This is a genomic window from Streptomyces boluensis, assembly GCF_009908195.1.
GTDB classification, from domain to species: domain Bacteria; phylum Actinomycetota; class Actinomycetes; order Streptomycetales; family Streptomycetaceae; genus Streptomyces; species Streptomyces boluensis.
On sequence record NZ_JAAAHS010000115.1, the window covers coordinates 1 to 19,372 of the forward strand.

Sequence of the window (19,372 nt, forward strand, 5' to 3'; positions counted from 1 at the left end):
GGGGTGGACGCCTCCCAACGGCGGCGGGGGAAAAAATCAGCCCGTCCGGCGCTTGAGGACGAGCCCGAAGGGCGATCGACGGCGCCCGACTCGACGGTGCGGAACCAACCGGGACAGCCCCGCGGGCCGGCACCCAAGCCGACGGTGCGAACCCGACCACAGAACCCCCTACCCCGCGGGAACCCCCGCAGCCCGCTCCAACGCACTGGCGAGCAACGCCAAATCCGTAGGCCCGTTCCCCAACTCCCGCACCGGCCGCCGCGCAGGCGGATCCCCCATGCGATGCCACTCGAGCGGCACGGCCGTGGGCCGCAACGTCGACGTACGCGGAATGCGCCCCGTCACCCGCCCCGCCTGGAACGGCGTCTCCGCACCGTCCGCCGTGTGCAGCCAGCCACGCCCCGGCGCGGGATCCTCCGGCGCCGCGGACGGCGCGTCGAGCACGATCCGCAGCGTGGCGCGCCGGGCCAGCTCCGTGTCGGCGGTGCGCTCCGGCCGGCCCGACGCGGCCACCAGGTGCACGCCGAGCCGGCCGCCGTCCCGCGCGATGGCCTCCAGGGCCCGTACGACCGAGCCCGCCGACGGGCGGCCGGTGGCGCCGAGCGCGGGTGCCACCAGCGCGTCCAGGTCGTCGACGAGCACCACCAGGCGCGGCAGCGGCGACTCGGCCTCGGGCCGTTCCACCCCGGGCGCGCGCGTGGCGCCGAAAGCGCCCGAACGCCCTTGCGGCGGGCGCAACTTGAGGGTCGTACTGGGCGGGGTGTCCAGGTCGCCGGAGAGGTCCGCGGCGCCGGACGCGGGCCGGGCCGCACCGCCGCCGGAACGGCTGCGCTGCGACACCATCCGCTCGGCCACCACGCGCTGGGTGTGCCACTCCGTGAAGTCGACCCGGCCGAGCAGCTCGGCACGCCGCTTCAGCTCGGCCGTCAGGGCCTGGGCGAACTCCCGCATCCGCACCGGGTCGTTGGCCGTCAGATGCGCGGTGACATGCGGCAGGTCCGTACAGACCCGCAGGCCGTCACCGCGGTCGGAGCCCGCGCCGTCGACCAGGATCAGCCGCAGCCGGTCCGGGCGCTCCGCGGAGGCGAGGGCGGCAGCCGCGGAACGCAGCAGCTCCGTCCGGCCGCTGCCCGCGGGGCCCTCCACGAGCAGGTGCGGTCCCGCCGCGACCAGGTCGGCGCCGAGCGGCCCGCGCGGGCCCGCGCCGAGCACCGCCTGGGCGCGCCCGCCGAGCGCCTCCGGGTCGTCCGCGGCCGCTGCCCACCGCGCCATCAGGGACGCCGGGGTGGCCCTTGCGAGCCCCAACTCGTCGAGCAGCCGGGCCGCTTGGGGCAGGGGCGCGGCCACGCGCGCGTGCCGCTCGCCACCCGCCTCCGGGGTCCGCAGCGGGGCCAGGGCACGCGCGAACCGCTCGGCCCAGGCCGCGGACACGGCGTCCACCGAGGCGACGGTGCCGTGGCCGACGGGGTGACCCTGCGCCGTACGCAACAGCCGCAGCGCCGTGGCCACATCGCCGCTGAGCAGCGCCACGGCACCACACGCGCGGAACGCGGGCGACGCGGCACAGGCCGCCTCGTACGTGGTGGTGACCGGGGACGCGGGCGAGGCGGCGGGCGTCTCGGCGAGCGACAGCACATGGATTCCGGCCGCGGCCCCTTCGGCCGCGAGCCGCACGGTCGCCTCCCGCACCCCCGCCGAACCGGGGTCGCCGTCGACGACGAGGACGGTCAACGGGCCGGTGTAGGCCGGGAGTTCGCCGCCGACGGGGGCGGCTCCCTCGTACCCGCCGAGCGGCTCGCCCGTGCGTTCAGGGCCGCCGGGCGCGGCCGCGGGTGACGCCGCCGGTGGCCCGCTCTCCACGGCGCCCCGCCCCTCTTCCTGGAGGCGGTCGTCCAGGCGGCGCAGCAACTCGCCCGTACGCGCGAGGGCCTGGTCCCGGTCGTACGCGAGCAGCAGCCGGCAGTCCTGGCCGTGGCCGGGGCGCACATGCGGGAGCCAGCCGAGCCAGGACCACTGCGCGGTGCGCTCCTCGACGGTGCGCCCGCGGTCGGTGGCGATCAGCACGATCTCCAGGTCGGCGGGGGAGTGCAGCGCGGCGAGCTGGGCGAGCACCGCGCGGGTGAGCCCGGCGAGCCGCGGCCGGGGCCCGGCGAGGCCCAGGGCGCCCACCTCGCGCAGGCCGACGGTCACCGGAACGGCCGGGAGCAGCCCGCCGTCCGGCGCCGCCCGGTCCGCGGTGCCGAGCCGCACGGCGAGCGATTCGGGGTGCTCGGGTCCGCGCTCCCACAGGCGTGGCCCGGGGCCGAGCGCGGTGAGCAGCAGCGTGGACGGGTCGGGCCAGGCCTCCGGCGCGACCGGCTCCACGGGCGCGTGCGCCGCGCTCGGCCCGGCGCCGGCCTCCGCGCGCTCGCCGGCCCGCCCGCCGGTGATCCGCCGCGCCCAGGCGCTCAGCCCGCCGCGCCTGCGCACCTGCCGCGGCACGGTGGTCCCCCGCGTGGGCGTCCCGGCCCGGTTCCGCTCGGTGTTCTCGTAGGGGCCGGGGTTCTCGGAGTTCTCAGAGCTCTCGGAGTTCTGCGGGGTCCCGTACGGGTCCTGTCCGGGCCCCTGCGCGTACGGCCGCTCGGCGCCCGGGGGAGCGGGGGCGTCGTCGGCCGGGCCGGCTATCGCCTCGGCGGCGCCGGTGACCACGCCGCGGCCGTACGTCGTCTCGTCGCCCGGACCGTACGCCTGGGGCGTGCCCGGCGTCCCGTACCCGAGCACCGTCGCCCCTCGGGGCGGGGTCGGGGCGTCGTCGGCGGGCACGCGCGGGTGCGGTGCGACCGGGTCCGGCTCCTGCCCGACGCGCAACTGGCCCTCGCCGTCCGCGCGCGTGGGCAGCGGCTGCTCCTCCCGGTCGGGGCTGAGGCGGAGCGTGGACTCGCCGATCCGCAGCAGCGCGCCCGGCGAGAGCCGCACCGCGCGGTCGCTGACGGGCCGGCCGTCGACCGAGGTGCCGTTCGTGGAGTCGAGATCGGTGACCGAGACCCGGCCGTCCGTACCGACCGTGACCGCGCAGTGCAGCCGGGACACGTCCGGGTCGTCGAGGGGCACGTCCGCGTCGGCGGAGCGGCCGATGCTGACGCGGCCGCCGTGCAGCAGGTGGACACCGCCCGCGTCCGGGCCTGCCACCACGTGCAGCCGGGCGGCGGCGCCCGCGGTGGACGGCGCGGGCTCGGCGGGGCCCTGAAGAGAGAGCACGGCGCCGTCGATCAAGGGGGGTTCGCCGAGCGTGGCGGTGGCGCTGTCGAGCCGGTCGGTGCCCGCGTACACCACCGTCGGGCCGTCCGGGGTTCCTGCGGCCGCCGCAAGGCCCGAGGCCACGGCGGCGAGCGCGGTCCCGGTGGGGGCCGTGACAAGGACATCGCAGGCACGGGGCGGCACGCCCTGAGCGGGCTGCGGGGTCCGGCCGCTGGGCGGCCCGAGGACGGTCAGCCGGATCTGCATCGCCGTCAGCGGTCCCTTCTGCGCGGGTGCCCGGCAGGAGGACGGCCCATGTGACTCCCCCCACCGAACACGGCATGGCTCCGTGCTGTGGTGCATCCTCGCACCTGGCACTGACAACACGCCCGCCACCCACCATTAAGTGATCTTGATTGGCTGGGTCTGCTCGCAAAAGTGCCTGCACAGGCCGGATGAGATCGTTGTGGACGGCCGATCGCGGGCCGTACGCGGGCCGTCCCCGGGCGGAACAGCGGCCGGACCGAGGCCGAACAGAGGCCGGACAGACGCGGGCGACCGGCAGCGGCAACCAACGGCAGCAGCCGCGCGTCTTCCCGTCGAACCGAGGTGTACGAGACCGGCCACCAGGGCAGGCGCCGCCAGACCGGTGACCTGTTCGGCCGCACTACAGTGGATCGGAACACCGGACGGGTGGACCAGAAACCAGACCGGCAGGACCCGGACAGCAGGACCCGGACCAGCGGAACTCAGACCTGCGGAACCCAGACCAGCAGGACCCGATCGACAGGGAGCGCATGACGTGCGGCCGGTAGGTAGCAAGTACCTGCTCGAGGAACCCCTCGGGCGCGGTGCCACGGGCACCGTCTGGCGAGCCCGCCAGCGCGAGACCGCCGGGGCCGAGGCCGCCGTGGCCGGTCAGCCTGGCGAGACCGTCGCGATCAAGGTCCTCAAGGAGGAGCTGGCGAACGACGCGGACGTCGTCATGCGCTTCCTGCGTGAGCGCTCCGTGCTGCTCCGCCTGACGCACGAGAACATCGTCCGCACCCGCGACCTGGTCGTGGAGGGCGATCTCCTCGCCCTCGTCATGGACCTGGTCGACGGCCCGGACCTGCACCGGTACATCCTGGAGAACGGCCCGATGACCCCGGTCGCGGCCGCCCTGCTCACCGCGCAGATCGCGGACGCGCTGGCCGCGAGCCACAGCGACGGCGTCGTGCACCGCGACCTGAAGCCCGCCAACGTCCTCCTGAAGGAGGACGAGGGCGGCATGCGCCCGATGCTCACCGACTTCGGCATCGCCCGCCTCGCCGACTCCCCGGGCCTGACCCGCGCCCACGAATTCGTCGGCACGCCCGCGTACGTGGCGCCGGAATCCGCCGAGGGCCGCCCGCAGACCTCCGCCGTGGACATCTACGGCGCCGGGATCCTGCTCTACGAACTGGTCACCGGACGCCCGCCGTTCGCCGGTGGCACCGCCCTCGAAGTGCTGCACCGGCACCTCAGCGAGGAGCCGCGGCGCCCCAGCACGATCCCCGAGCCGCTCTGGACCGTCATAGAGCGCTGCCTGCGCAAGAACCCGGACGACCGGCCCAGCGCCGAGAGCCTCGCGCGTGGACTGCGGACCGTCGCCGAGGGCATCGGCGTGCACGCGAACTCCGCGCAGATCGCCGCCGCCGTGGGTGTGGGCGCCCTGCTCGCCCCCGACCCGGCGCCCGCCCCGGTCCCGGACAGCCCCGACGCGGCCGACCCCACCCAGGTGCTGCCCAGCAACGCGGGCTCGTACGACCCCAACGCCGCGACCAGCGTCATGCAGCAGACCTCGGGCAGCGGTGGCCCGGACGGGGGCGACCCGACCGCGATGCTGCCGCCGGTGCCCCCGCGCCCGGACGGGCCGCCGGAGCCGGAGGGCCCGCACCCCTGGGAGAACCAGCTGCGCGCCGCCCGCGACCGCAACGAACAGACGCAGGTGCAGCAGTACCTCGACCCGAGCCAGGACCCGCTGCGCCGCCGCCGTCCGCAGCGCCAGGTCCAGCAGCCGCAGCAGCCCCCGGCGGGGTACGGCTACCCGCAACAGCAGCCGCAACAGCAGCACCAGCCGCAGCGGTACGCCCCCGCGCCCCAGCCGCAGCAGCAGCCGCAGCGGTACGCACCGCCGCAGCAGCCCCCGCCGCAGCAGCCGAGGCCGCCGCGCGAGCCGCGCCGCCGCAGCTCCAACCCGATGCGGATCCCGGGCCTCGGCTGCCTCAAGGGCTGCCTGTTCACGATCGTCATCCTGTTCGTGGCGGGCTGGCTGGTCTGGGAGCTGAGCCCGCTCCAGGAGTGGATCGGCACGGGCAAGAACTACTGGGAGCAGCTCTCCGACTGGTTCACCTCGGTGACCGGCTGGATCGGCGACCTGGGCGGCCCGGACTCGCCTTCGGGCGGCGGTTCGCAGTAGCCGCGCACCCGCACACCTGAGTCACAACGGCCGCCACGCACGCGTGGCGGCCGTTGTGCGTGCACCCGCCCGCGCGGCGGAGCGTGACCCGGCGACTCCAACTCGTAGGCCACTCTGGAGATTTGTCGACATCTACGGGGTGATTTCTGCCGCGGAAGTGAAGGTTGGGGACCGATCCGCGTAGCTTGGCCTCCAACAGGAGCCCGTAGGAGCAGTTTTGGCACGGAAAATCGGCAGCCGGTACACCGCACACCAGATCCTGGGACGCGGCTCAGCCGGCACGGTGTGGCTCGGCGAGGGACCCGAGGGGCCCGTCGCCATCAAGCTGCTGCGTGAGGACCTCGCGTCCGACCAGGAACTCGTCGGCCGCTTCGTGCAGGAGCGCACGGCGCTGCTCAGCCTCTCGGACCCGCACGTCGTCGGCGTGCGCGACCTCGTCGTCGACGGCAACGACCTCGCCCTGGTGATGGACCTCGTCCGCGGCACCGATCTGCGCACCCGCCTGGACCGGGAGCGCAGGATGGCCCCGGAGGCGGCGGTCGCCATCGCGGCCGACGTGGCCGACGCCCTGGCCGCCGCGCACGCCGCGGGCATCGTGCACCGGGACGTGAAGCCGGAGAACGTCCTGCTCGACATGGAGGGTCCGCTCGGCCCCGGCGGCGCGCACCCCGCGCTCCTGACGGACTTCGGGGTCGCCAAGCTGGTCGACTCACCGCGCCGCACGCGCGCGACGAAGGTGATCGGCACCCCGGACTACCTCGCGCCGGAGATCATCGAGGGCCTGCCGCCGCGCGCCGCCGTCGACATCTACGCGCTGGCCACCGTGCTGTACGAACTCCTCGCCGGATTCACCCCGTTCGGCGGCGGCCACCCCGGCGCGGTGCTGCGCCGGCACGTCACGGAGACCGTCGTTCCGCTCCCGGGCATCCCGGAGGAGCTGTGGCAGCTGCTCGTGCAGTGCCTCGCCAAGGCGCCCGCGTCCCGGCTGCGCGCCTCCGAACTCGGCGCCCGGCTGCGTGAGCAACTGCCGCTGCTCGCCGGGATGGGCCCCCTGGACGTGGACGAGCCGGACGCCGAGCCGCAGGAGGAGCCCGCCCCGTACGGCGAGAACGAGCCGTACGACCCGGAGCCCGGCACCCCGCGGCGCGGCGCCGTGCCGCTCGTGCCGGGCGCGGCGACGGACTCCAACCGGGACACCCACACCTCGATGCGGGTGCCGGGCCCGGACGAACTCGCGGGCGGCGCCAGGGGAACGGCCCGCGCCCCGCGCGCGTCCGGCGCCCCGCGCCCCGGCTCGGCCCGGCACCGGGTGGAGACCCGGCGCCGCCGGCTCGTACTCGGCACCGTCGCGGTCCTCCTGGTGGCGGCGGTCGGTGTGGGCGGCTGGCTGGCCACGGGCGGCGACGACGCGGACGCGACCCCGCGGGACAACAAGGGCGCGAGCCCCACCGCACCCGCGAACCCCTGACGTACGGGGCCGCGGACGGTTGTCCACAGGGGGGACGGGCCCGGTTCGCCGAGCCGTTACGCTGGTGTCGTGGCAGTCGTCGATGTTTCCGAAGAGCTCAAGTCCCTCGCCTCCACCATGACGTCCATCGAGGCGGTCCTGGATCTGGACAGCATGAGGGCCGATATCGCCGTGCTCGAGGAGCAGGCCGCGGCGCCGTCCCTGTGGGACGACCCGGAGGCGGCGCAGAAGATCACGAGCCGGCTCTCGCACCTCCAGGCCGAGGTCCGTAAGGCGGAGGCCCTGCGCGGCCGCCTCGACGACCTCGAAGTCCTCTTCCAGATGGCCGAGGAGGAGGACGACCCGGACACCCGCGCCGAGGCCGAGGCCGAGCTGACCGAGGTCAAGAAGGCGCTGGACGAGATGGAGGTCCGCACCCTCCTCTCCGGTGAGTACGACGAGCGCGAGGCCCTGGTCAACATCCGCGCGGAGGCCGGCGGCGTCGACGCGGCCGACTTCGCCGAGCAGCTCCAGCGCATGTACCTCCGCTGGGCCGAGCGCCACGGATACGGCACGGAGGTCTACGAGACGTCGTACGCCGAAGAGGCCGGCATCAAGTCGACCACCTTCGTCGTCAAGGCCCCTTACGCCTACGGCACGCTCTCCGTCGAGCAGGGCACGCACCGCCTGGTGCGCATCTCGCCGTTCGACAACCAGGGCCGTCGGCAGACCTCGTTCGCGGGCGTGGAGATCCTCCCGGTCGTGGAGTCCTCGGACCATGTCGACATCGACGAGTCCGAGCTGCGCGTCGACGTGTACCGCGCCTCCGGCCCCGGCGGCCAGGGCGTCAACACCACCGACTCCGCGGTGCGCATCACGCACCTCCCCACCGGCATCGTGGTCTCCTGCCAGAACGAACGCTCGCAGATCCAGAACAAGGCGAGCGCCATGAACGTCCTGCAGGCCAAGCTGCTCGAGCGTCAGCGCCAGGAGGAGCGCGCCCGGATGGACGCCCTCAAGGGCGACGGCGGCAGCTCCTGGGGCAACCAGATGCGTTCGTACGTCCTGCACCCCTACCAGATGGTGAAGGACCTGCGCACCGAATTCGAGGTCGGCAACCCGCAGTCGGTGCTCGACGGTGAGATCGACGGCTTCCTCGAGGCGGGCATCCGCTGGCGCAAGCAGCAGGACAAGTAGCGCGCACTCCGCGTCTTTGTCGACAAGGTAACTGCCGTTCAAGAGGCCGCTCTTGAACGGCAGTTGCTGTTTCCGTCACAGTCGGATCTCCATACGCCGCTCAACTCGCTGCATACCGGACATCTCGTGCGCAACGGCCTTGACGCGGCCTTTAATTGTGGGAAGTCTGGCTCGCGGCATGCGTATTACTGGGGCACGTGTGACGGGGGGCCGGATGTCTACTCCCAATCTCCCAACAGGCTTTTGCCCTGGGCGCTGCTCCACAAACGAAACAGCTACTGGGGGTAGCAGCAGATGACGAAGAAGACGCGGATTCGCGTAGCGCGGATAGCGGCCGGTGCGGTAATTGCCGCTGGTGCTTCGCTGGCCGCGGCCGGCGCCGCTTCCGCAGTGGGTATCGGTATTGAGCTTCCGGGCGACACCGGTGCCAACGTCGGTGTCGACGAGGACGGCCTGGACGTCGGCGTCGACCTCCCGGGCGGCGGCGATGACGAGGAGCCGACGGACCCGCCGACCGACATCCCGACCGACCCGACGGACGAGCCGACGGACCCGACGGACCCGACCGACGAGCCCACGGACCCGACGGACCCGACGGACGAGCCGACGGACCCGACGGACCCGACCGACGAGCCGACGGACCCGACCGACGAGCCCACCGAGCCGGGTAACGGCAACGGCAACGGCGGCGGTAACGGCGGCGGCAACGACAACACCGACCCCGACGGCGGCAACGAGCCCGTCGAGCAGGGTCAGGGCAAGGAGGGGCTGACGGACACCGCTCCCGAGGCCCCCGCCGACCAGGGCAAGGACAAGGGGGAGCTCGCCGAGACGGGCGCCGCCGAGACCACGTTCCTGCTGATCGGTGCGGCCACGATGATCGCCGGCGGTGTGGGCTTCCGTATGCTGCCCCGCCTCGTCGGTGGCCGTAGCGGTGCCGCTGCCTGATCACTGGCAGTAGCCACGCGCTGAGCGTGCAGGAAAGGGCCCGGAGCTTCCCGCTCCGGGCCCTTTCTCATGTCCGCGGTCCGGCCCGCGCCCGCGCTCAGGCCTGGTGCGCCAGGAGCGCCATGGCGCCGATCAGCACGATGAGCAGCGCGATCAGGGTGGCCGGGCTCAGCCCGGCCAGCGGGCTCTCCTGCTGCATCCGCTGGCGGTTCGCCCGGCATACGGGGCAGCGCCCTTCGCTCACCGGTGCCGCGCAGTTCGCGCACACCAACTTGTCAAAGGTCATGCCGCCTCCTCCTCCCGCGCGGCGAAGTCGCCATGCGTCGATCTGCTCCACGCCGTGACGCGGTCGCATCGCACCGGCTCGCTCCGCACAACGCTCAGGGGAACGCAACCGTTCCCTCTACCACTGTGCCAGCTTCCCCGGATTTCGGCGCGCCCCGCCGGAACTCGTCTGGTTCAGCCCGAAGTGTTCCGGATCGCAGGCCGGTCAGATCCGTGATAAAACGCGCAACCCAGGACGCCGACTGCGCCACTGACGCGGCTTCGCGTAGGGTCACGCTCACCTACCCCCGACGCCCCCAGACGTACGAGGCGCATCCGTGATCCGATTCGACAACGTGTCCAAGACCTACCCGAAGCAGACCCGTCCTGCGCTTCGGGACGTCTCCCTCGAGATCGAGAGGGGCGAGTTCGTCTTCCTCGTGGGGTCCTCCGGCTCCGGCAAGTCCACCTTCCTGCGGCTGCTGCTGCGCGAGGAGCGGGCCAGCCACGGCCAGGTGCACGTCCTGGGCAAGGACCTGGCGCGCCTGTCCAACTGGAAGGTGCCGCAGATGCGGCGTCAGCTGGGCACCGTGTTCCAGGACTTCCGGCTGCTGCCCAACAAGACGGTCGGCGAGAACGTCGCCTTCGCGCTCGAAGTGATCGGCAAGCCCCGCGGCACCATCCGTAAGACCGTCCCCGAGGTGCTCGACCTGGTCGGCCTCGGCGGCAAGGAGGACCGGATGCCCGGCGAGCTCTCGGGTGGTGAGCAGCAGCGCGTGGCCATCGCCCGCGCCTTCGTGAACCGTCCGATGCTGCTGATCGCCGACGAGCCCACCGGCAACCTGGACCCGCAGACCTCCGTGGGCATCATGAAGCTGCTCGACCGCATCAACCGGACCGGCACCACTGTCGTGATGGCCACCCACGACCAGCAGATCGTGGACCAGATGCGCAAGCGCGTCATCGAGCTGGAGAAGGGCCGCCTCGTCCGCGACCAGTCGCGCGGCGTCTACGGCTACCAGCACTGAGCACGAGCCCCAGTAGTAGTACCGGGCAGCTAACGAGCATTGAAAGGACGCCATGCGCGCCCAATTCGTCCTGTCGGAGATCGGCGTCGGTCTCCGCCGCAATCTCACGATGACCTTCGCGGTCATCGTCTCCGTCGCCCTCTCCCTGGCGCTCTTCGGCGGCTCGCTGCTCATGCGCGACCAGGTGAGCACGATGAAGGGCTACTGGTACGACAAGGTCAACGTCGCCATCTTCTTCTGCAACAAGGGAGATGCCGAGACCGACCCGAAGTGCACCAAGGGCGCGGTCACGTCGGAGCAGAAGGACACGATCCTCGCCGACCTGGACAAGATGCCGGTCGTCGACAACGTCATCAAGGAGTCCAGCGACCAGGCGTACAAGCACTACAAGGAGCAGTTCGGCGACTCGCCGCTGGTCAACTCCCTGACGCCGGACCAGATGCAGGAGTCGTACCGGATCAAGCTGAAGGACCCCGAGAAGTACCAGGTGATCGCCAGCGCCTTCTCGGACCGGCCGGGCGTGCAGTCCGTGCAGGACCAGCGCAAGACCGTCGACAACCTCTTCGAGCTGCTCAACGGCATGAACTACGCGGCTCTCGCGGTGATGGCGCTGATGCTCATCGTCGCGCTGATGCTGATCGTCAACACCGTGCGCGTATCGGCGTTCAGCCGCAGACGTGAGACCGGCATCATGCGGCTCGTCGGCGCCTCCAGCTTCTACATCCAGATGCCGTTCATCATGGAGGCCGCCTTCGCCGGTCTGCTCGGTGCCGGTGTCGCCTCCGTGATGCTGGTCGTGGGGCGGTACTTCCTCATCGACCACGGCCTGGCGCTCGCGGACAAGCTGCAGTTGATCCAGTTCGTCGGCTGGGACCAGCTGCTCGCCAAGCTGCCGCTCGTCCTCGGGATCGGTTTGCTGATGCCCGCACTGGCAGCGTTCTTCGCTTTGCGCAAGTACCTCAAGGTGTGACACATGACCAGGGCGCCGTACGGTCAACCGGCCGTACGGCGCCCTGCGTTGTCCTAGACTCACGCTCATGTCGGGCCTCCAAAGGTTCTCCCGGCCCCGCAGCGTCCGCCGCGGGGCGGCCCTGGCATTGGTCTTCGCCGGAGTGCTCGCGGCCGGTGCCGCGACGGGTTCCTTCGGCGGCCAGGGCCACGCGGAGTCCGCCCTTCCGGCCGCCTCCGCCTCGCACCGCGACCGGGTCGCGGACGCTGCCGCCGAGGCCATGGCCGACGGCAAGTCCCCCGCCGCCGCCGCCGAGGAAGAGGTCAGCCGCAGCGGCGACCGCTGGGGCACGGTGTACGACCCCACGGAGTACGAGGAGTTCGCCGAGGAGCTAGACGGCGCGTATGTCGGCGTGGGCCTGTGGACCCGCCGGGACCGCGACGGGTCCATCGAGGTCGACCGGGTGCAGCACGGCGGTCCCGCCCAGCGCGCCGGTATCCGCACCGGCGACCTGCTGCGCTCCATCGACGGCAGGCCGACCGAGGGCCGCCCGGTCCGCGAGGTCGTCGACCGGCTGCGCGGCACCGGTGACGCCGCGGGCACCGAGGTCGAGCTCGGCCTGCAGCGCGGCACGCGCGCGTGGACCGAGAGCCTGCGCCGGGCCCGCCTTGAGACCCCGACCGTCAGCGTCGAGCAACTCGGCGGCTCCACCCTGCGGATCAAGGTCTCCGCCTTCACCAGGGGCACCGGCGAGCGGGTCCGCCAGGCGGTCCGCTCCGCCCCGCACGGCACCGGCGTCCTGCTCGACCTGCGGGGCAACTCCGGCGGCCTGGTCCGGGAGGCCGTGACCGCCGCGTCCGCGTTCCTCGACGGCGGCCTGGTCGCGACGTACGACGTGCGCGGCAAGCAGCGCGCCCTGCACGCGCGCTCCGGCGGCGATACGACCAGACCCCTGGTCGCGCTCGTCGACGGCGGCACGATGAGCGCGGCCGAACTCCTCGCCGGAGCCCTTCAGGACCGCGGCCGCGCGGTCGTCCTGGGCTCACGGACCTTCGGCAAGGGCTCGGTGCAGATGCCGAGCCGGCTGCCCGACGGATCGGTCGCCGAGCTCACCGTCGGCCACTACCGCACGCCGTCGGGCCGGACCGTCGACGGCCAGGGCATCACACCCGACCTGGACGTGGACGAGGGCGCGGAGTCCAGGGCCCGCACAGTATTGAGTGGCCTCGGCACCCCCTCGTAGTGCGAAAATGGCCGCACTATGGCTGCGAAGAAAAAAGACAAAGACAAGGACAAGGGTGACGGGCGGAAGATCATCGCCCAGAACAAGAAGGCCCGGCACGACTACCTCATCATCGACACCTACGAGTGCGGCATCGTCCTGACCGGCACCGAGGTCAAGTCGCTGCGCCAGGGCAGGGCCTCGCTCGTGGACGGCTTCGTGCAGATCGACGGCCACGAGGCGTGGCTGCACAACGTCCACGTCCCGGAGTACGCCCAGGGCACCTGGACCAACCACGCCGCGCGCCGCAAGCGGAAGCTGCTGATGCACCGCGCGGAGATCGACAAGCTGGAGTCCAAGGCGCAGGAGACGAGTCACACGATCGTGCCGCTCGTCCTGTACTTCAAGGGCGGCCGGGCCAAGGTCGAGATCGCTCTCGCCAAGGGCAAGAAGGAGTACGACAAGCGGCAGACGCTGCGCGAGAAGCAGGACCGGCGGGAGACGGACCGGGCGGTGGCGGCGGTGAAGCGCGGGGAGCGCGCGTAGCGGCTCGTGTGTGGTGTCTCGTGCCGGCGCCTCGTTCGGGTGCCTCGTGCGTGGTGCGGGAATTGGCTGGCACCGGCGTGCGTTGGTCACGTACGATGGAGTTCGCTCCGCAGGTGACGGGGCACAGGATCCCTCGGGGTCCGCTTTGAAAAATCAACATGGGGATGATCGGTTTCGACAGCGGATGTCGATTCAGGGGAAGCGTGTCGAGGAAGCGGCAATGATCTCGTTAACCATATGTCGCAACCAATAATCGCCAACACCAAGAGCGATTCCCAGTCCTTCGCCCTCGCTGCCTAATAACAGCGACTGAAGGACCCTAAAAGGGTGTCAGCCCGGGGAAGTTCCCGACCCGGATCCTGGCATAATCTAGGGAACTAAACCTCTACGCCCGGTCACGGGGTGTAGAGGGAAATCAAACAGTGACTGAGCCCGTCGGAGACTTGTTCGCGTGATCTCCGGGGCTGAGAAAATCGCAGCGAACTGCACACGGAGAAGCCCTGATTCCACACCGTTGGACGCGGGTTCGATTCCCGCCATCTCCACAATTCCCATGTATGGGAAGGCCCTCGATGCCTCGGCGTCGGGGGCCTTTTCATGTGCCCAGCCCCTATATCGGAGCCCCTCGGTCATGGGTGCGGAACCCATATCCGGGTGGGTGTGACGCTTCTACCGTCCCTCCCTATGACATCGACCAGAGCCGCACGATCGAAGAAATCCCTATTCCTCCTCGCCCTGGCCACGGTGGCAGCGCTGTTCTCGCTGCTGCTGCCCGTGCCGCGTGCCGACGCGGCGGCGGGCCTTGAGGAAGTCACCGGATTCGGCTCCAATCCCGGAGCCCTGAAAATGTACCGCCACGTCCCCGAGGGGCTGCCCGCCGGGCGTCCAGTGGTCGTCGTCCTGCACGGCTGCACCCAGAACGCCGCCGGGTACGGGCCCGGCAGCGGCTGGACCGAGCTCGCCGACCGCTGGGGGTTCTCCGTCGTCGTACCCGAGCAGCAGACCGCCAACAACGCGAACCGGTGCTTCAACTGGTTCGAGGCGGGCGACAGTTCGCGCGGGCAGGGTGAGGCCGCGTCGCTCGCGCAGATGGTGGACCGGCAGCTCGCCGACGCCTCCGGGGACCCGGCGCGTGTCCATGTCACCGGGCTCTCGGCGGGCGGGGCGATGACGTCCGTGATGATGGCCGCGTACCCGGAGAAGTTCACCGCGGGCGGCGTCGTGGCCGGGCTGCCGTACGGCTGCGCGCAGGCCGCCGGGTCGCCGTATGTGTGCATGTACGTGGGGGCCACGCAGACGCCGCGGCAGTGGGGCGACCGGGTGCGGGCCGCGCATCCCGGGTACGCCGGGCCGTGGCCGCGCCTCACCGTGCTGCACGGCAGCGCCGACACCACCGTCAAGCCGGTCAACATGGGCGATCTCGTCGAGCAGTGGACCGATGTGCACGGCGCCGACCAGGCCGCGGATGTGAGCGACACCGTCGGCGGGTACCCGCATCAGGTGTTCCGGGGGCCGGACGGCGGCGCTGTCGTGGAGACGTACTCCCTCACCGGCATGGGGCACGGGCAGCCGGTCGACCCGGGCAGCGGGGCGGAGCAGTGCGGGACGGCCGGGGCGTACCTCCTGGACGTGGACCTGTGCGCGGCGTACCGGCTCGGGAAGGCGTGGGGGCTGGGCTGAGGCCCGCGTGAGAGTGCCGGGGAAACGGTTGCGCGGGGATGCGGGGGAAAGCGGTCGCGCGGGTCGTCTGTCGCTGTCGGCGGGTTTCCGGGATCCTCCCGGCATGAGCAGACCCGCGAGAACCAACTCCCTTGCGCGCGCCGCCGTTTGGCCCGCGCTCGTCGGCCTCGCCGCCACCTTGACCTGGAGCGCGCCGGGTGGAGCGGACGCCGCGTCCGGTCCGCCCGGACTGCCCGAGGCCATCGACACGATCCTCGCCGACCCGCGTATGGAGGGCGGGGCGGCGAGCGTCGTGATCGCCGACGCCGAGAGCGGCGAGACCCTCTACTCGCACCGGCCGAGCAGCCGCCTGATGCCCGCGTCCAATACAAAACTGCCCACGTCGGCCGCGGCGACGGCGCTGCTCGGCCCCGATTACCGCTTCCGCACCGATGCCCTCGCGCACGGCACGCAGCAGGGCGAGGTGCTCTCCGGTGACCTCTATCTGCGCGGCGGCGGCGACCCGACCACGCTCGCCGAGGACTACGACCGGCTCGCCGCCGACGTGGCGAAGGCCGGGGTGCGCAAGGTGACCGGGCGCCTGGTCGCCGACGACACCCGCTTCGACGACCGGCGGCTCGGCCGGTCCTGGGCGGCCGACGACGAGTCCGCGTACTACTCGGCGCAGACCTCCGCGCTCACCGTGGCGCCCGACAAGGACTACGACTCGGGGACGGTGATCGTCGAGGTCACGCCGGGTGCGGCGGCGGGGGAGCGACCGCGGATCGGGCTCACGCCGAGGACCGGGTACGTGGACGTGGTGAACCGGGCGCGGACGGTGGCCGCGGGCGAGCCGAGCACCCTGACCGTGGAGCGCGGGCACGGCGGCAACGAGGTGACCGTCAGCGGGAACCTGCCGGCCGGCGGCGATCCGGCCCAGGAGTGGGTGTCCGTGTGGGAGCCCACCGGGTACGCGGCGGCCGTCTTCCGGGACGCGCTCGCCCGGCACGGGGTGCGGGTCGAGGGCGGCACCCGGCTCGGCGCGGCCACACCGAAGGGTGCCCGGCGGATCGCCGGGCACCGGTCCATGCCGCTCGCGGAACTCCTCGTACCGTTCATGAAGTTGTCCAACAACATGCATGCCGAGGCGCTCGTCAAGACGCTGGGGTACGAGGAGGGCGGCGCCGGTACGTGGAGCGCGGGCCTCGCCGCCGTGGACGGCTTCCTGGAGAAGGAGGGCGTGGACACGTCGAAGCTGCGGCAGGTGGACGGGTCCGGGCTCTCGCGGATGAACAACATCCCGGCCGAGCAGCTCGCCGGGCTGCTCCTGTCGGTACGGGACGCGCCCTGGTACGAGCAGTGGCTGCGGTCCCTGCCGGTGGCCTGCGACCCGGACCGCTTCGTGGGCGGCACGCTGCGCTCGCGGATGTGTGACACGCCCGCGGCGCTCAACGCCCGTGCGAAGACAGGGTCGTTGACGGGGGCCTCGGGGCTTTCCGGGTACGTGAAGGACGCGGAGGGGCGCGAGCTGGTGTTCAGCATCGTGCTCAACAACTATCTGCCCTCCTCGGTGAAGGCCCTGGAGGACGCGATCGTGGTGACGCTCGCGAGCTCGTCCGCAGCGAAGACGGTCATCGCACGGCCTGGCGTGCAGCGGGCAGGGGTGCGCGGCGCCGACGTCGAGTGCTCCTGGCGTAAACCGTCACCGTGCTGAACAGCGCGAGGGCGGCGGCGGCCGCGGTGGCCGGGACCGCGTAGGCCGTCACCGGGCCCAGGTGTTCCACCGTCCAGCCGCCGAGCGCGCTGCCGCAGGCGATGCCTCCGAGGAGACCGGTCACGGCGAGGGTCATGCCCTCGTTGAGCCGGCCCTCGGGGGTGCGGGCCTGCACCAGGCCCATGCCGGTGACCATGGTCGGCGCGGTCGCCATGCCCGCGACGAGCAGCGCCCCGGCGAGCACGGACAGCGAACCCGTGAGACCCGCGGCGAGCAGCGGCAGCGTCATCAGGGCCGCCATCGCGGCGAGGCAGAGCAGGAAGCGGCGCGGGGCGGGGCCGCTCGGGCCGCGCATCCCGTACAGGAGTCCGGCCGCGCACGAACCCGCCGCCTGGAGGGCCAGTACGGGGCCCGCGGCCGCGGCGTGCCCGAGGCTGTCCGCGTAGGCGACCGTAACGACCTCCATGGAGCCGAAAACGGCACCAGTGGCGAGGAAAACCGTGAGCAGCGGGAGCATTCCGGGGGCGGCGATGGGGGAGCGGGACTTGGTGGTGCGCCCCTGAGGCGGGGGTTCCGTGCCGCGCTGCGCGGTGAAAACCAGCACCCCTAGGAGCAGGAGTACGGCCCCGGTGAGGGTGCCCGCCTCCGGGAACAGGGCGGTGCACAGGAGCGCGGCGACGACCGGGCCGAGCATGAAGCAGAGCTCGTCCGCCGCCTGCTCGAAGGAGTTGGCGGTGTGCAGCCGGGCCGGGTCGCCCCGGTACAGGTGCTGCCAGCGGGCGCGGGACATGCCGCCGGTGTTGGGCGTGGTGGCGGTGAGCGCGTACGCGGCGAACAGCGTCCAGGAAGGCGCCTGGAGGTGGACGCAGAGGGCGAGGAGCAGCGAGCCGAGCACCGCGATCGCGGTGGCGGGCCTGGCCGTCCGTGCCTGGCCGTACCGGTCCACCAGACGGGCGGTGTACGGCGCGACGACGGCGGTGGCGGCGAGTCCGGTGGCGGTGACCGCTCCGGCCAGGGCGTACGAGCCGTAGCGGTCGGCGATCATGATGATGGCGCTCACGCCGAACATGCCCATGGGGAGGCGGGCGACGAGGTTGCCGAGCGTGAACGCGCGCGTGGCGGGCGTTTCGAACAGCCGGGTGTACGGATTGGCCATGGAGCAAGGTTCCGGGTGGCGGCTGTGCGGCGTCCAACACCTGTGAACGGGCCATTCACGCACGTGAGTTGTAGATTCTGGTTCAGCCGGGGTCTTGCCTGTGCGCTGCCCATTCATGCGCTGCCCACTCCCGTCCGTGACCTGGAGGTACCGTGCCGCCGCCGCCCCGTGACCTGGAGCCCCGGCTGCTGCGGGCCTTCCTCGTTGTCGCCGACGAGCTGCACTTCACCCGTGCCGCCGCCCGCCTGTACGTCGCCCAGCAGGCGCTGAGCCGTGATGTGCGCCGCCTGGAGCGGGAGTTGGGGGTGGAGCTGTTCGTCCGTACGACCCGGCAGGTGGCGCTGACCGCGGACGCGGAGCGCCTCGTTCCGTACGCCCGCAGGGTGCTGGAGGCGCAGGACGAGCTGATCGCCGCGGCGACCGGCGCCGGGCGTGCCCTGCTCGTCGACGTGAACAGTCCGGGCCTGGTCTTCGAACGGCTCCTCGCGCGTGCCCGTGAACTCGCCCCGGAATGCGAGCTGATGGCCCGCTACGAGAGCGGCCTCACCGGTGCCGCCGCCGAGATCCTCGCGGGCCGGCTCGACGCCTCGTTCGGGCGGTACGCGGGCCTCGACCCGGCCCTTCGCGCCCCGCTGGCCCAGCTGCCGGTGCGGTACGAGCCGATGGCGGTGGTGCTGCCCGCCGACCATCCGCTGGCCGCCCGTACCGAGGTGCCGCTCGACGCGCTCGCGGGCGAGACCGTGTACGCGGGCGCCGGGAATCCGCGCACCCTGGAGTGGACGGACCTGGCGCACCGCCTCTTCGAGGGGCGCGGCATCGAGGTCGCGGAGCCCGCGCCGCTCGCGGTGGGCGCCGAGGAGTTCCGGCGGATCATGGCCAAGACCCGGAACCCGGTTCTCGCGGTGGTCGACTTTCCGCCGATGCCGGGCTGTGTGCTGCGCCCGCTGGTCCGCCCGGTGCCGCTGTCGCCGGTGTCGCTGGTGTGGCGAAGGGGCTTGGTCCACCCGGGACTTGACGCGCTGCGGGCCGCGTGTGAGGCGGCGGCGGACGCGCTGAGCTGGCTCGATCTCCCTACGGATGCGTGGATTCCGCCCATGGACGCGCAGATCATGACGCAGCGGAATTGACCGAGAAAATACGACTGTCAGCGTCGTGCGCTACATTCTGTGTTCCGGGCGCAACAGGTAGTAGTGGGGGGCGCCAGGGGGTGTCTCTCACCCCCTCGGACCGGGTGGGGGCCTGGTCCGGCGGCGAGTGCCCGGTCTCGCGCGCCCGTATTCCATTCAGTGGGGGATGGGCGTACGACAGTGGAGCAATGGCGAGAAGGTGCCCTTCTGGGGCACACGCATGATCCGAACGAAGTGACGGTCCAGGTCGACGGCGTGGGCCGCCGGTTGCGGGCGGCGTACGAACCCCGTGAGCCGGACGGCCCGGTGTTCGTCGACGAGTCCGGCGGCCGCAGCCGTCGGCTGCGCCGGATCGGCTGGCTCGTGGGCGTCGCGTGCGCCGTGTACGCCGGGGTGCTCGGGGTGACTCTGCTCTCCGGCACCTCCGACGCGCCCTGGATGCCCGGCCTCGGCAAGGAG

14 protein-coding genes, 1 other RNA gene and 1 pseudogene are annotated in these 19,372 nt (G+C 72.3%); 13 read left to right on the forward strand and 3 right to left on the reverse strand.

The features are described from left to right. Nucleotides 1-168 precede the first annotated feature (168 nt). Entirely contained in the window at nt 169-3,483 is a 3,315-nt protein-coding gene (locus GUY60_RS16645) for an FHA domain-containing protein (RefSeq protein ID WP_161698535.1), read from the reverse strand. Nucleotides 3,484-4,018: 535 nt separating this feature from the next. Between GUY60_RS16645 and GUY60_RS16650 the strand changes: the two genes are divergently transcribed. The 4 genes from GUY60_RS16650 to GUY60_RS16665 all read left to right on the forward strand — a co-directional run bounded on the left by GUY60_RS16650 (nt 4,019) and on the right by GUY60_RS16665 (nt 9,248). Beyond that, nucleotides 4,019-5,656, forward strand: a complete 1,638-nt coding sequence (locus GUY60_RS16650; RefSeq protein WP_161698537.1) for a serine/threonine-protein kinase — start codon at nt 4,019-4,021, stop codon at nt 5,654-5,656. A gap of 217 nt (nt 5,657-5,873) precedes the next feature. Beyond that, the gene (locus GUY60_RS16655; protein ID WP_161698539.1) at nt 5,874-7,124 is read left to right on the forward strand and encodes a serine/threonine-protein kinase; all 1,251 of its coding nucleotides are present in this window, start codon (nt 5,874-5,876) and stop codon (nt 7,122-7,124) included. 69 nt (nt 7,125-7,193) lie between these two features. Next, a complete protein-coding gene (prfB, locus tag GUY60_RS16660; RefSeq protein WP_161698541.1) occupies nt 7,194-8,300 on the forward strand; it encodes a peptide chain release factor 2 in 1,107 nt (368 codons plus the stop codon). A gap of 294 nt (nt 8,301-8,594) precedes the next feature. Then, the gene (locus GUY60_RS16665) at nt 8,595-9,248 is read left to right on the forward strand and encodes an LPXTG cell wall anchor domain-containing protein (RefSeq protein ID WP_161698543.1); all 654 of its coding nucleotides are present in this window, start codon (nt 8,595-8,597) and stop codon (nt 9,246-9,248) included. A 97-nt stretch (nt 9,249-9,345) separates the two neighbouring features. Here GUY60_RS16665 and GUY60_RS16670 read toward each other — a convergent pair whose 3' ends face one another. After that, the gene (locus GUY60_RS16670; RefSeq protein WP_161698545.1) at nt 9,346-9,534 is read right to left on the reverse strand and encodes a hypothetical protein; all 189 of its coding nucleotides are present in this window, start codon (nt 9,532-9,534) and stop codon (nt 9,346-9,348) included. A 316-nt stretch (nt 9,535-9,850) separates the two neighbouring features. Here GUY60_RS16670 and ftsE point away from each other — a divergent pair, with 316 nt between their 5' ends. The 7 genes from ftsE to dacB all read left to right on the forward strand — a co-directional run bounded on the left by ftsE (nt 9,851) and on the right by dacB (nt 16,630). Further along, nucleotides 9,851-10,540 (forward strand): cell division ATP-binding protein FtsE, encoded by a 690-nt coding sequence (gene ftsE, locus GUY60_RS16675; protein ID WP_161698547.1) that lies wholly within the window; start codon nt 9,851-9,853, stop codon nt 10,538-10,540. Nucleotides 10,541-10,592: 52 nt separating this feature from the next. Continuing rightward, nucleotides 10,593-11,510, forward strand: a complete 918-nt coding sequence (gene ftsX, locus GUY60_RS16680) for a permease-like cell division protein FtsX (RefSeq protein WP_161698549.1) — start codon at nt 10,593-10,595, stop codon at nt 11,508-11,510. A gap of 67 nt (nt 11,511-11,577) precedes the next feature. Continuing rightward, nucleotides 11,578-12,732, forward strand: coding sequence for a S41 family peptidase (locus GUY60_RS16685; protein WP_161698551.1), 1,155 nt, complete (start codon nt 11,578-11,580; stop codon nt 12,730-12,732). Nucleotides 12,733-12,750: 18 nt separating this feature from the next. Continuing rightward, nucleotides 12,751-13,257, forward strand: a complete 507-nt coding sequence (smpB, locus tag GUY60_RS16690; RefSeq protein WP_161698553.1) for an SsrA-binding protein SmpB — start codon at nt 12,751-12,753, stop codon at nt 13,255-13,257. Between the two features lie 160 nt (nt 13,258-13,417). Continuing rightward, nucleotides 13,418-13,805: a transfer-messenger RNA gene (ssrA, locus tag GUY60_RS16695) on the forward strand. 136 nt (nt 13,806-13,941) lie between these two features. Beyond that, a complete protein-coding gene (locus GUY60_RS16700; RefSeq protein WP_161698554.1) occupies nt 13,942-14,937 on the forward strand; it encodes an extracellular catalytic domain type 1 short-chain-length polyhydroxyalkanoate depolymerase in 996 nt (331 codons plus the stop codon). Between the two features lie 103 nt (nt 14,938-15,040). After that, nucleotides 15,041-16,630 (forward strand): D-alanyl-D-alanine carboxypeptidase/D-alanyl-D-alanine endopeptidase, encoded by a 1,590-nt coding sequence (dacB, locus tag GUY60_RS16705; RefSeq protein ID WP_161698556.1) that lies wholly within the window; start codon nt 15,041-15,043, stop codon nt 16,628-16,630. Here the strand turns inward: dacB and GUY60_RS16710 are convergent. Continuing rightward, nucleotides 16,548-17,786: an MFS transporter gene (locus GUY60_RS16710; RefSeq protein WP_246235108.1), complete on the reverse strand. Its 1,239-nt coding sequence runs from the start codon at nt 17,784-17,786 to the stop codon at nt 16,548-16,550. The genes dacB and GUY60_RS16710 overlap by 83 nt on opposite strands. Nucleotides 17,787-17,938: 152 nt before the next feature. On the opposite strand from GUY60_RS16710, the gene GUY60_RS16715 reads away from it, so the two are divergent. Together GUY60_RS16715 and GUY60_RS16720 are read left to right on the forward strand one after the other, a co-directional pair. Continuing rightward, a complete protein-coding gene (locus GUY60_RS16715) occupies nt 17,939-18,913 on the forward strand; it encodes a LysR family transcriptional regulator (RefSeq protein WP_161698559.1) in 975 nt (324 codons plus the stop codon). A gap of 234 nt (nt 18,914-19,147) precedes the next feature. Further along, nucleotides 19,148-19,372 (forward strand): annotated as a pseudogene (locus GUY60_RS16720) (hypothetical protein); the annotation flags it as partial.

Excerpts from the sequence above, each read along its gene's own strand:
- GUY60_RS16670 (WP_161698545.1), bottom strand. The coding sequence starts at position 9,534 with ATGACCTTTGACAAGTTGGTGTGCGCGAACTGCGCGGCACCGGTGAGC.
- GUY60_RS16710 (WP_246235108.1), bottom strand. The coding sequence starts at position 17,786 with ATGGCCAATCCGTACACCCGGCTGTTCGAAACGCCCGCCACGCGCGCG.
- GUY60_RS16700 (WP_161698554.1), top strand. The coding sequence starts at position 13,942 with ATGACATCGACCAGAGCCGCACGATCGAAGAAATCCCTATTCCTCCTC.
- GUY60_RS16685 (WP_161698551.1), top strand. The coding sequence starts at position 11,578 with ATGTCGGGCCTCCAAAGGTTCTCCCGGCCCCGCAGCGTCCGCCGCGGG.
- GUY60_RS16665 (WP_161698543.1), top strand. The coding sequence starts at position 8,595 with ATGACGAAGAAGACGCGGATTCGCGTAGCGCGGATAGCGGCCGGTGCG.
- GUY60_RS16645 (WP_161698535.1), bottom strand. The coding sequence starts at position 3,483 with ATGCAGATCCGGCTGACCGTCCTCGGGCCGCCCAGCGGCCGGACCCCG.
- dacB (WP_161698556.1), top strand. The coding sequence starts at position 15,041 with ATGAGCAGACCCGCGAGAACCAACTCCCTTGCGCGCGCCGCCGTTTGG.
- ftsX (WP_161698549.1), top strand. The coding sequence starts at position 10,593 with ATGCGCGCCCAATTCGTCCTGTCGGAGATCGGCGTCGGTCTCCGCCGC.
- smpB (WP_161698553.1), top strand. The coding sequence starts at position 12,751 with ATGGCTGCGAAGAAAAAAGACAAAGACAAGGACAAGGGTGACGGGCGG.